This is a genomic window from Sphingomonas sp. CCH10-B3 (assembly GCF_001556185.1).
GTDB classification, from domain to species: domain Bacteria; phylum Pseudomonadota; class Alphaproteobacteria; order Sphingomonadales; family Sphingomonadaceae; genus Sphingomonas; species Sphingomonas aquatica.
In genome coordinates this window covers 1-10,614 of sequence record NZ_LSIJ01000077.1, presented here as the reverse complement: position 1 = coordinate 10,614, position 10,614 = coordinate 1, and the positions used below count along the sequence as shown (strand labels likewise).

Below are 10,614 nucleotides of genomic sequence, written 5' to 3'. Positions count from 1 at the left end.
CGAAGGCACGGCAAAACCTTAGCGTATATCTGGGTCCGTTCTGTGTACCGACCCCATCATGTCGCAAATGGCTGCACCGGCAAAGCCTCCGGGCAATTGTTCGAGCGCTTCCAGCGCGACGCTGGCACCGAAGCTGTGCGCGACGATCGCTGGTTTCGGGGCGCCGTCGAACAGACCCAGCGCCCGCGCCACCCCGATCATTTCGCGGCCTCTCGCCGCTAAGTCGCAATTTTCGCGCACCGCGCTGTCGCCCATCGCAGACAGGTCGTAGGCCACAACGTCGTAATCCTTTGCGAGGAATGGCGCGATGAATGCGAAACAGCGGGCGTGGGCGAGGAAGCCATGGGTCATCAACACCGGTGGCGCTCCGCGGCGGCCCCACCGGAAATAGTGGATCCTGGTGCCATCGACCTCGACGAAGCCTTCATCGCGGGGAACGGCAAGGGCATCGACAAACCATCGGGGCAATTCTTCAGGGTTCGGCGCCCACTCTGGATCGATATCGCCAAGGCCGTTCGTTATGTCACTCGACAAGGTAATCTCCGATAAAATTCACGACCCCAGCGTGAAGCCCCGATAGCCATTCGCGGTGACGTCCGCGCAGATCTGGGCATAGGTTGACACACTCGGGAAGTTGATGAGCTGGCGCTTCTTGCCCGGGATATTGTCACCCATGTACCAGGACCTGGCTTTGGGAAAGAGCGTCATCGCGCCGATCTGTTCGACCATTTCGGTCCATTCGCATTCCGCCGCCGGGTCGGGCTCAAACCGCGTGAACCCCTCGTTCCTCAGGTGAAGGAGGAAATCCGTTGTCCAGTCACCCTGCAGCTCGGCAGCAGTCGGACCGTTCGAAAATCCGGACGGGCTCAGCGGGCCGTAGTGAAAAAGCATGTTGGGGAAGCCGGTAACCGAATAGCCTAGATAGGCGCGCACCCCGTCCTTCCACGCCTCGCCCAGGTCAAAGCCTTCGGTGCCGCGAAGCTTCATGTCGATCAGTCCGCCGCTACCGGCATCGAAGCCTGTAGCGAACACAATAATGTCGCATTCGATCAGGGCGCTCGCGGTCTCGATTCCTGAGGTGACCACGCGCACGATCGGATCGTGCTTGAGATCGACCAGCGACACATTGCCCTGCGCGAATATCTCGTAGTAGTTCTGTTCGAGCGATGGACGTTTCGTACCGAAGGGATGCGGCGGTTCCATCGGCGCCAATGCCTCGTGAAGCGAGGGATCGGCAATCCGCGCGCGGACCCTGTCGCGCCAGAAATCGTAGGCGAAGCGGTTGGCCCGTTCATCGGTCAGCAGGTCGGAGAAATTGTTGTACCAGAACCGCAGGCCGCCGGCTCGCCATAGACGTTCGAAAGTTGCGGTACGTTCGACTGCATCGACGTCGAGCGCGCTGATTTCCATTCGATCGGCGTCGAAGCCGCCGTTCGAGGTCTGCCGTTTGGCAAAGATCGCGCGATAGGCAGCCTTTTCCTGCGCTTGCTGCTCAAGGCTCAGTGGCTGCTGCTGCATCGGCAGAGCCAGGATCGGGGTGCGCTGGAACAAGGTCAGCTGCGCGGCGTCGCGCGCGGCTTCCTGCGCCACCTGGACACCGCTTGCCCCGGTTCCGATAATTGCCACCCGCTTTCCGGCGAACGAAAGTCCGCCCTGCGGCCAGTGCGCGGTATGGTGCCGTTCGCCTGCAAAAGACTCAAGGCCGACAATGTCAGGAGTATAGGATTTGGCGGCGAAGCCAGCGCACGGTAGCAAGAACCGCGCGCTGATCTGCTCGCCTTGCGGCGTATCGACACGCCAGACATTGTTGTCGCCATCGAAGCGGGCACCGGACACCCGCGTCCCCATGGCCATGTCGGCCCAGAGCTCCAGCTTGTCGCAAACATAGCGGAAATATCGTCGCAACTCACCGCCGCCGGGGAACCGTTCGCTCCAGGTCCAGTCCTGCCACAGCTCGGGCAGCGAGAATTCGTAGATCGGAACGTGCGAATCGACCCGGGCACCGGGATAACAGTTCCAGTACCAGATCCCGCCTGGCTCCGCGGCGGCGTCGATCAGCTTTGCGCGAAACCCCGCCTCACGCAGCCGATGGAGCAGATAGATGCCGCTGAAGCCCGCGCCGATTATCAGCGCATCGCAGTCAGGTTCAGGTGTGCTCATCGCGCGTCGCTCAGCTTGGCAGCGATTTGCGCAGCACCCTTGTAGTCCGCCTTGCCATTGGGCGCGCGCAGCGCCATCGCGGTTGCGAAAACGGCCTTGGGGGTCTTGTAGCCCGCCAGCTTGCTGCGGACGTGTTTCTTCACCTCCGTTTCATTGAGCGTTTCGCCCGCTGCGAGGTGAACCACCGCAGTCACCGCCTGGCCCCACTTGTCATCGGGCACCCCCACGACAAGCGCATCCTCGATCGCCGGATGGGTCTTGAGCGCTTCCTCGACCTCTTCGGGATAGACCTTTTCGCCCGCGGTGTTGATGCAGACGCTGCCCCGGCCGAGCAGGGTCAGGCTGCCATCGGGCTCGACCGTGCACCAGTCTCCGGGAATCGAATAGCGGACACCGCCGATGGTCTTGAAAGTTCGCGCCGATTTTTCAGGATCCTTGTAATATTCGAGCGGGATCGGTCCCTTGAGCGCGATGAACCCCGGTGTGCCGCTGCCCGGAAGCACCAGCTGGTCGTTCTCGTCGAACACGTCGCACATGCTGCCGATGGTGAACTTGGCGGTTTCCGTAGTCCCCGCAGCCGTGGTCACCGAGCGGCCGAAACCCAGCCCTTCGGAAGCCCCGAAGCTGTCCATCAAGGCCACCTGCGGAATGTGCCCGATCAGCCCCTGCTTGACTTCCTTGCTCCACATCACGCCCGATGAAACGATGGTGATCAGGCTGGACATGTCGAACCGGCCGGGGTTTTCGTCGAGCACCTTGAGCATCGGCTTGGCGAAGGCATCGCCAACAATCGCGATCGATTGCACCTTGTTCCGCTCGACCGCATCCCACAGCTCGACCGCGTCGAGCGATGGGTTGTCCAGCGTGACAAGGCATCCGCCCGAAGCCAGGGTGCCGATCGCGGTGATGAACCCGGTTCCGTGCATCAGCGGGCAGGCCGGCAAGGTCATCCGCCCGGGTCCGTCGGTGCGGATCATCGCGACCGCCTCGTCAAGGCTGTCGGGCACCGGCGCGAGCAGGCGCTGCGCATCGAGCTGCGCTTCGCGCATGTCGGTGTGGCGCCAGACTACGCCTTTGGGCATGCCGGTGGTCCCGCCAGTATAGATGAACAACTCGTCGTGCGGTGACCGTTCGATCCCTAATGGCGAGCCATCCCCCGCTGCTGCCAGGTCCTCGTAGGCAAGCGCAAACGGTGCCTTGGCCGCCGCATCGCCGATTTCGACGAAGATCTTGGCCTTTGCCAACCGATCCTTCAGTTCGACGATGCAATCGCGGAATTCGGCGCTGTAGAAAATGGCCTCGCTGTCGGAATCGTCGAAGATGTAGAACACCTCCTCGGGGCGGTAGCGATAGTTGATGTTCACATGGGTGAACCGGCCTTTGAAGCAGGCCGCCATCAGTTCGCCGTATTCGGGGCGGTTGCGCATGTAGAACGCCACCTTGGCTCCCGGCGAGAGGCCATGGGCCGCGAGCGACCGGGCGATATTGTTCGACCGCGCACCCATTTCGGCCCAGGTGATGACGCGCGCGCCGTGGATCAGAGCCGGGGTGTCTGCGGGAAGCGCAGGCTCGATCGCATCAAGAATGTCACCAAGATTCCACTGCGCCATTCGAACTGTCCTCTCGCTCTGTCAGGCCGCTCTTGCGGTCCAGCCTTGCAATATCGCCGCCTCTTCCCGGACTGCTTCGGGCCCACCCAGAACCTGCCGGTCAAAGCCGATCCGCTTGAACCAGTAATGCAGCCCCAACAGGTCGGTGAAGCCCATGCCGCCATGCACCTCGGTCGCGGTGCGAGCGACAAAGAGGCCCACTTCGCCGGTGTGGGACTTGGCATGGCACGCCATCAGGGCCGCCTCTTCCGGCGCCGCATCGAAGGCGTGGGCTGCATACCACACCAGCGACCTGCATGGTTCGTTCTTCGCGGTCATTTCGGCGCACATGTGCTTGACCGCCTGGAAGCTGCCGATCACCCGGCCGAACTGTTCGCGCTGCCCGGCATAGGCAACCGCCTGGGCGATCATCGCATCCGCGGCGCCCAAGCTGTCCGCCGCGAGCAAGATCCGCCCCGCCGCAATCACCCGCCGCGCCGCTGCGCCGCCATCGTCGGACAGAGCTTCCGCCGGGGTCGAAGCAAGCCGCAGTTCGCCGACCGAGCGCGTCGCGTCGATCGTCTTGAGGTCAATCAGCTGCAACCCGTCTGCCTGCACCGATACGATGTGCAGCCGCCCGGTTTGATCGGCGACCAGGAAGTAATCGGCGCCTTCGCAATCGAGCACGAACAGCGCCGCGCCGGTCAACTTTCCATCAGTGCAGAGCAGGCCTGAACCATCACGGTTGCTGACCAGCTGTTGCACGCCAACGCCGAAACGCGCTTCACCGGACGCCATCTTAGGCAGCCATTGCGCCTTCTGCGCCTCCGTACCGGCCTCGATAAAGGCGAGCGGCGCCATCACGTTGCGACCGGCAAAAGGCACTGGGGCTACCGCCTCCCCCAGCGCCGCGGCGACGACCGCTGCATCGAGCATCCCCATGCCCAGGCCACCATGAGCCTCTGGCACAACCAGCCCGGGCAATCCCATCTCGGCGAGCGCAGCCTGGGTTTGCGCGCTGACTGCGCTTGCGCCTTCGGCGACGTGCCGGACCTCATCCAGCGGGCAGAGCTCGCGCAACAGGCGCGTCACGCTTTCCGCCAGCATCTGCTGTTCTTGCGAAAGTCCGAAGTCCATCACTGCCCTCCCTGTGCCGACGGGCCTTTGGGCAGGTCCAGGCGCGGCTCGCGCGGCATGTTGAGGCCTCGCTCCGAAATGATGTTCTTCTGGATCTGGGCGGTCCCCCCGCCGATGATCAGGCCGAGCTGGAACATGTAGTTCCATTGCCAGCTGCCGTGCTCGCGCTCGTGGACGCTTCCGTTGTAGAGGATTCCCAATTCGCCCATAGCGTCGATCGCCAAAGCGGAAATCTGGTGGGCCAGCTCGCAGGCCTGGAGCTTGACGATCAGCTTGGCCAGGCCGCCCGGTTCGCCCTTGATCTGGTTCGAGAGGATCCGCATTCCGTTGTATTTCATCGCCGCGACTTCCGCCTGGAGAGCAACGAGCCGATCCCGGAAGGCCGGAAGGTCGATCGCCCGGACACCGTCAACCTGTTCCACCTTCATCAGCGCGATCAGGGCCAAAAGGCGGTTTTCGAGCGCGTCGGGATCGCCCAGCATCCCGCGCTCGTGTCCCAACGTGGCGTTGGCGACGAACCAGCCTTGCCCGCGTTGCCCCACAATCTGATCGACTGGCACGCGCACGTCGGTGAAGAAAGTTTCGTTGAATTCCGCATGGCCGGTCATGGTCCTGAGCGGGCGGACTTCGATCCCCGGCGTGGTCATCGGGAAGATCAGATAGCTGATCCCCTGATGCTTGGCGGCGTCCCCTTCGGTCCGTACCAGGCAGAAGATCATGTCCGCTTCCTTGGCGGTGCTGGTCCAGATCTTCTGGCCGTTGATGACGAATTCGTCGCCTTCGACCCGTGCGCTGGTCTTGAGACTGGCGAGGTCCGATCCCGATCCGGGTTCGGAATAGCCCTGGCACCACACCACATCGCCCGCGAGCGTCGGTTCGATCCAGCGCCGCTTCTGCTCTTCGGTGCCAAGCTCGAGCAAGGTCGGCACCAGCATCGAAATGCCCTGGTTGGCAAGTCCTCCGGGCACCCCGGCGCGCGCAAACTCCTCGGCGATGATCCGGGATTTGAGTATGTCTGGTTCGGCCCCGAACCCGCCGTATTCGCGAGGAATCGTGCGCGCGGTGTAGCCGTGCTGAATCAGCAGCTTCTGCCAGGCTACGCCTTCTTTCGACGGGCGCGCCGCGCGACCGGCATTCGTTGGTGCGAGATGACGATTGGCGGCGATGAAGCCGCGCACTTCCTCGCGGAACATCTCATACTCGGGGCCGTAACTCAGGTCCATTGCACAGCGTCCTTTCAGGCCGGCCGGAAGACGGGCAAGCGGAAGTCTTCTCCGATGGTCTCGAACGCGAGTGTCACCGGCAGGTCGAGACGGACAGCGTCAATCGGGCAATCGACCAGACGGGTGGCCATGCGGACCCCCTCGTCGAGTTCGACCACGGCGGCGATATAGGGAATGTCGGCCGCGAAGGCGGGATGTAGCGCTTGATGGACCACGGTCCACGAAAACACTGTGCCCTTGCCGCTGCTCTGCTCCCAGGCGAAGTCCGGCGATCCGCAGCGCGCGCACATGTAGCGCGGCAGATGCCGCCACGAACCACAGCTCTGGCACTTCTGGAAATGGAGGTGCCCATCCTGACAGCGGTCCCAGAACTCCTGTTCGACCGGGTCCTGCGGTCGCGGCAGCGGCTTGGGCGGGGCTGCGACTGCAGCGCGGGCCTTGGGGGGGAGATCTTCGTTCATCAGTCGAACCTCCGCAGGATGGCGATGCTGCCGTCGCCCAGATCGCCCCACCCGGTGACCAGCCCGGTCCGGGCGCCTTCAACCTGGCGTTCGCCGCAATCGTGGCGCAACTGGCGGACCGCCTCGATTACGTGGTTGAGCCCCCAGACGTGGGCTTCGCTGAGCAGGCCGCCATGGGTGTTGAGCGGATAGTTCCCGCCAAGCTCGATCTGACCGTCCTTGACAAAATCGAGCGCGCCGCCCGGTTCGCAATAGCCCATCGCTTCGAGCTGGAGCAGAACGACATAGGAGAAACAGTCATAAACCTGGAGAAAATCCATGTCGCTGCGCGATACTCCGGCCATTTCGAAAGCCTTGGGGGCGGCATAGGACAGGCCGATTCTGAACGGGTCGGGCCGGGATGGAATATCGTCGGCAGGGTACGGGTGCCCTTCGGCCGCGCCCGCAATCGTTACCGGAACGTGCGGCATGTCGCGCGCAAGATCGAGGCGCGATACCACCACCGCACAGGCGCCATCGGTTTCAAGGCAGCAGTCGTAAAGCCGGAACGGTTCCGAAATCCACCGCGCCGAATGATAGGTGTCCCAGTCCAGCGGTTTGCCATGGGTAAAGGCCTTGGGGTTGAGCTGGGCGTGCTTGCGGCAGGCCAGAGCGATTGCCGCAGTCGCTTCCGGGCCTACCCCGTAGAGCCGCGAATGCCGCATCGCCAGCCAGGCATACATCTGCACCGGCAGGAACACACCATAGGGAATGTAGTAGCCCTGGATGGTGTTGGTCAGGGTGTTCATGTTCATCGGCCGGGTCGGCGGAGCCCCGGGTTTGGGCCGAAGTGCCGAAAACCCGTTCCACCCGAGCGTGACCAGCACATGATCGCACAGCCCGGAGGCAATCGCCATCGCCGCGTTCTGCAGCGCTGTGGTCGGGCTGGCGCCGCCCATATGGACGGTCGCAGCATAGCGCAGCACCTCAATCCCAAGATTAGCGGCCAGCTCCTCGCTGGTGGTATAGATCGGCGGCGGCACCATGCCGTCGATGTCCGAAGGTTTCAGGCCGGCATCGGCAATCGCCTTGCGCGATGCTTCCAGCATCATGTCAACGGCAGTGCGCTCGGTTCCCTTGACGAAGTCGGTTTCGCCGACGCCGGTGATAGCTGCTTTGTCGGAAAAGCTCATGCCGGTTCCAGGTTTCTTTCGCGTTGCAATGCCAGTTCGCGGCGGACCTGGAATTCGACCTCGATCCGCTTGGCCTCGGGCTCAGCCGCGCGGTATCGGGGCGCGGGAGCCAGAAGTAGCGCTGCGCGAACCTCTTCGAGTGGGCGATCCAGAAATTCTTCCCACTGGATTTCGGAAAAGTTCCTGGCGGAGCGACCACGCCGCCAGGCTTCGATCATCGGACCCAATACCGGCAATTCGGGGTGCTCGCGCCTTGATTTGAACAGCCCAAGTAGAAGCAGGAAGGCAATTCCGTGATTGTAGAATTGGGCGTTGCCAAAGGTCAGCACGCAAATTTCGCCCAGTCCGTCACGGCCATAGCCGGTGACAATGTGATAGAGATCATGCGAATCTCTCATCCGGTTGCGGAAAAGGGCAACATCGGGGTCAACGAACGACCGGACACCACCTACTTTGCTCGCCTCGACCAGACCGTCGGCGCTCAGCCCTTCGCCATAGACAAATGCCAGATACCGCTGCCCCAGGCTTCCGATCGGGCAGCGTGCCAGCCGTTCGCGGTCGCGCAGGTGTTCGAGCAGATTGCTGCGGCTGGCCAGGATGCGCCTTCCGCCTTCGGATTCCGCAAATCGCCTGAAATGGTGATAATAGCTGTTTCCGGCCAAGGCCTCGACGATCCTGAAAACCTGAGCTGTGTCTTCCTTGTCGCGGAGCAGGACCTTCATCGCCGAGAAGGCTTCCACCGGTCGGATTCTGCGCTTCAGTTCTAGACCCTGCATCTTCGCCTCGCTAGCCATGTTGCCGCGGCCTCTTCACCCAAATCGCTTGGCCCCGGCCAAGGCCTTTTCGGCATCGGAGACCAGATCGCGCATCACCTCGGCCGCGGGCCGGACCGACTTGATCAGCCCGATGCCCTGTCCCGCAAAACCGGGAAGCACATCCATGCGCTTGTCGCGGATCGCCGCTGCCATGACCGGGCCGGCGACCATCGATTGGTACGGCATGGGTAATGGCTCTTTGCCGGCCTCGATCCAGGCATTGGCCCACTTGTTGGCGATCATCCGGGCCGGTTTGCCGGTAATCGATCGACTGACCACCGTGTCGCCATCGCCGCCTTCGGCGATGGCCTGCTTCTGGAAATCCTCGATCCCTGCCTCGTCAGTTGCCAGGAATGCCGTTCCTACCCAAGCCCCTTCCGCACCCAACATGAAGGCCGCTGCCACGCCGCGACCGTCAGTGATGCCGCCAGCGCCGAGCACCGGAACCCGATCGCCAACGGCATCGACCACCTGGGGGATCAGCGATATCGTCCCGACCGGCGAATTGTGCCCGCCGCCATCGTGGCCTTGCGCGACGATCATGTCGATCCCCGACTCTACAACCTGCAATGCATGTTTGACTTTGCCCACCACTGCCATGACGATCGTGCCGTTGGCGTGAAGGCGGTCCATCCACGGTCCGGGATTGCCCAATCCCGCCGCATAGACGGGCACCTTTTCCTCGATCACCACTTCCATCTGCGCCTCGAAGAATTCCTTCGAGAACAGCGGCGGGCCGCCCTCGCTTTCCGCCCCGGCGGCGGCGCGCATCGCTGCGATGGGATCGACCTCATCCAGTCCTTCGCTGGACATGAAATCGCGAGCGAACTGCTGGTATTCGCCGAACACCGCCATCGGATCTGCGGGGGCTGCACCGGTTTCCGGAGCTTTGCCCCGGCGGACCGAAGCCGGCAGCAAGGTATCGACGCCAAAAGGTTTGTCGGTGAGCGAGCGCGTCTCGCGGATCCAGCTGCGCAGGCGTTCGGGTGAGCAGGCTGCCGCTCCCAGCACGCCCAGACCGCCTGCATTCGACACGGCGGCCGCCAGGGCGGGGACACTTGCTCCGCCCATCCCGGCCAGGACGATGGGATGTTCGATCCCGAGCATTCTGCAAATTCGACTGTTCAGTGCCATTGCCCTCTCCATCCAAACCCGTTTGGCCGATCTAAGCCACCTCTCCCCACTGCACCTTTTGCGCCACAAGTTCGGGGCTTCGTTCGGCCAGATATTCGGAAGAACCCTTGACGAGCCGCTCCATATGGCGGCGGGCGGCGTCGGAATCACACAGGCGAACCGCACTCAGAATGCGGGCCAGGCAGCGCAACTGGTTGGCCCGTTCCTGTGCGGAATAGCCAAGCTCCACCGCCATGTCGCGGGTCAGCAGATGCAGAGCTGAAGTGAGCAATCCAAAGGTCGGGTTGCCGCTGGCCCAGCCCAGCAGGTCGTGAAAGCGGCGGTTGGTTTCCTCGAAAGCAGCAGTTTCGCTGTCACGTTCAAGCTGGGCATAACAATCAGAAAGCGCGGCCAGATCGGCATTGGTCGCTCGCTCTGCCGCCCGCGCCGCCATGTCAGGCGCAATTGCTTCGCGCAATTCGAGCAGCGCGCGCAGATCGGTGTCCATAAATTGCAGGATCAGCGAGAGCGAACTGGCGAAATCCCGGGTTTGCGGTCGCGATACCACAGGACCACCGCCCCTGCCCAGCTGGAGATGAATAACGCCCTGGAGTTCGAGGAACCTGAGCGCCTCGCGCAACGTCGCGCGCGCCACCTCGTAGCGCGCGAGCATGTCTTCCTCTTGAGGCAGCCTGTCACCGATTTCCCGTGCATTCGACTGGATGTCCAGAACGATTGCCTGTGCAACCTGCAATGCGCGCTTGGCCTTGATTGCGGCAACCGTGCCGGGATTTAGTGAGGCGTTCGATTTCGAAATCATAAAAAGGGTATAAGCATTAATTCATTGCGATGTCTAGGCTCAAATCATCCATCGGGCATTGGCTTGAATGGGGTCCGGTGAGAGAATGTTCGAAAACGTACGCTAAGGGATCAGAGCGATTGCA

10 protein-coding genes are annotated in these 10,614 nt (G+C 62.6%); all 10 read right to left on the bottom strand.

Features of this window, described 5'->3' with window-relative positions:
• Positions 1–18: 18 nt before the first annotated feature.
• Genes AX672_RS12840 through AX672_RS12795 form a run of 10 tightly spaced genes read right to left on the bottom strand, consistent with a single transcriptional unit; the run spans position 19 to position 10,490 of the window.
• A complete protein-coding gene (locus AX672_RS12840) occupies positions 19–534 on the bottom strand; it encodes an alpha/beta fold hydrolase (RefSeq protein WP_231731337.1) in 516 nt (171 codons plus the stop codon).
• An 18-nt stretch (positions 535–552) separates the two neighbouring features.
• Positions 553–2,160: a flavin-containing monooxygenase gene (locus AX672_RS12835; RefSeq protein ID WP_040110200.1), complete on the bottom strand. Its 1,608-nt coding sequence runs from the start codon at positions 2,158–2,160 to the stop codon at positions 553–555.
• Complete coding sequence (locus AX672_RS12830; RefSeq protein ID WP_040110201.1) at positions 2,157–3,770, bottom strand: acyl-CoA synthetase; 1,614 nt, start codon at positions 3,768–3,770, stop codon at positions 2,157–2,159. Before AX672_RS12830 ends, AX672_RS12835 begins: the two co-directional genes overlap by 4 nt.
• A 21-nt stretch (positions 3,771–3,791) precedes the next feature.
• Complete coding sequence (locus AX672_RS12825; protein ID WP_040110202.1) at positions 3,792–4,886, bottom strand: acyl-CoA dehydrogenase family protein; 1,095 nt, start codon at positions 4,884–4,886, stop codon at positions 3,792–3,794.
• Complete coding sequence (locus AX672_RS12820; protein ID WP_231731335.1) at positions 4,886–6,079, bottom strand: acyl-CoA dehydrogenase family protein; 1,194 nt, start codon at positions 6,077–6,079, stop codon at positions 4,886–4,888. The genes AX672_RS12825 and AX672_RS12820 overlap by 1 nt, the downstream gene beginning before the upstream one ends.
• 44 nt (positions 6,080–6,123) lie before the next feature.
• Positions 6,124–6,570, bottom strand: coding sequence for a Zn-ribbon domain-containing OB-fold protein (locus AX672_RS12815; protein WP_176473672.1), 447 nt, complete (start codon positions 6,568–6,570; stop codon positions 6,124–6,126).
• Positions 6,570–7,742 (bottom strand): thiolase C-terminal domain-containing protein, encoded by a 1,173-nt coding sequence (locus tag AX672_RS12810; protein WP_066272562.1) that lies wholly within the window; start codon positions 7,740–7,742, stop codon positions 6,570–6,572. Before AX672_RS12810 ends, AX672_RS12815 begins: the two co-directional genes overlap by 1 nt.
• Positions 7,739–8,536, bottom strand: coding sequence for a ubiquinone biosynthesis protein COQ4 (locus tag AX672_RS12805; RefSeq protein ID WP_231731334.1), 798 nt, complete (start codon positions 8,534–8,536; stop codon positions 7,739–7,741). Before AX672_RS12805 ends, AX672_RS12810 begins: the two co-directional genes overlap by 4 nt.
• A gap of 15 nt (positions 8,537–8,551) precedes the next feature.
• A complete protein-coding gene (locus tag AX672_RS12800) occupies positions 8,552–9,691 on the bottom strand; it encodes an NAD(P)H-dependent flavin oxidoreductase (protein WP_066272559.1) in 1,140 nt (379 codons plus the stop codon).
• A gap of 31 nt (positions 9,692–9,722) precedes the next feature.
• Positions 9,723–10,490: a FadR/GntR family transcriptional regulator gene (locus AX672_RS12795; protein WP_052209041.1), complete on the bottom strand. Its 768-nt coding sequence runs from the start codon at positions 10,488–10,490 to the stop codon at positions 9,723–9,725.
• Positions 10,491–10,614: the final 124 nt, after the last annotated feature.

Bases quoted from the DNA above. Each gene is read 5' to 3' on its own strand.
- AX672_RS12835 (WP_040110200.1), bottom strand. From the start codon at position 2,160: ATGAGCACACCTGAACCTGACTGCGATGCGCTGATAATCGGCGCGGGC.
- AX672_RS12830 (WP_040110201.1), bottom strand. From the start codon at position 3,770: ATGGCGCAGTGGAATCTTGGTGACATTCTTGATGCGATCGAGCCTGCG.
- AX672_RS12825 (WP_040110202.1), bottom strand. From the start codon at position 4,886: ATGGACTTCGGACTTTCGCAAGAACAGCAGATGCTGGCGGAAAGCGTG.
- AX672_RS12820 (WP_231731335.1), bottom strand. From the start codon at position 6,079: ATGTTCCGCGAGGAAGTGCGCGGCTTCATCGCCGCCAATCGTCATCTC.
- AX672_RS12815 (WP_176473672.1), bottom strand. From the start codon at position 6,570: ATGAACGAAGATCTCCCCCCCAAGGCCCGCGCTGCAGTCGCAGCCCCG.
- AX672_RS12810 (WP_066272562.1), bottom strand. From the start codon at position 7,742: ATGAGCTTTTCCGACAAAGCAGCTATCACCGGCGTCGGCGAAACCGAC.
- AX672_RS12805 (WP_231731334.1), bottom strand. From the start codon at position 8,536: ATGGCTAGCGAGGCGAAGATGCAGGGTCTAGAACTGAAGCGCAGAATC.
- AX672_RS12800 (WP_066272559.1), bottom strand. From the start codon at position 9,691: ATGGCACTGAACAGTCGAATTTGCAGAATGCTCGGGATCGAACATCCC.
- AX672_RS12795 (WP_052209041.1), bottom strand. From the start codon at position 10,490: ATGATTTCGAAATCGAACGCCTCACTAAATCCCGGCACGGTTGCCGCA.